This is a genomic window from uncultured Neptuniibacter sp. (genome assembly GCF_947498015.1).
In the GTDB taxonomy this organism is placed as follows: domain Bacteria; phylum Pseudomonadota; class Gammaproteobacteria; order Pseudomonadales; family Balneatricaceae; genus Neptuniibacter.
On record NZ_CANMIR010000041.1, the window covers coordinates 1 to 242 of the forward strand.

Genomic DNA, 242 nt, shown 5'->3' on the forward strand with positions numbered 1-242 from the left:
CTTGTAGCTCAGCTGGTTAGAGCGCACCCCTGATAAGGGTGAGGTCGGTGGTTCAAGTCCACTCAGGCCTACCAATTTTGCGTCACTCATCGTTAAGTTTATCATCGTGTAGCAGGCTACACGTCCTCAAACTTGCCTCGATTGATACAAAATACGCTTTTTATATGGGGCTATAGCTCAGCTGGGAGAGCGCCTGCTTTGCACGCAGGAGGTCTGCGGTTCGATCCCGCATAGCTCCACCA

At 51.7% G+C, this 242-nt stretch carries 1 tRNA gene; it reads left to right on the forward strand.

Annotated elements, in window-relative coordinates:
- Window positions 1-166: 166 nt before the first annotated feature.
- Window positions 167-242 (forward strand) — tRNA-Ala (locus tag Q0882_RS16710).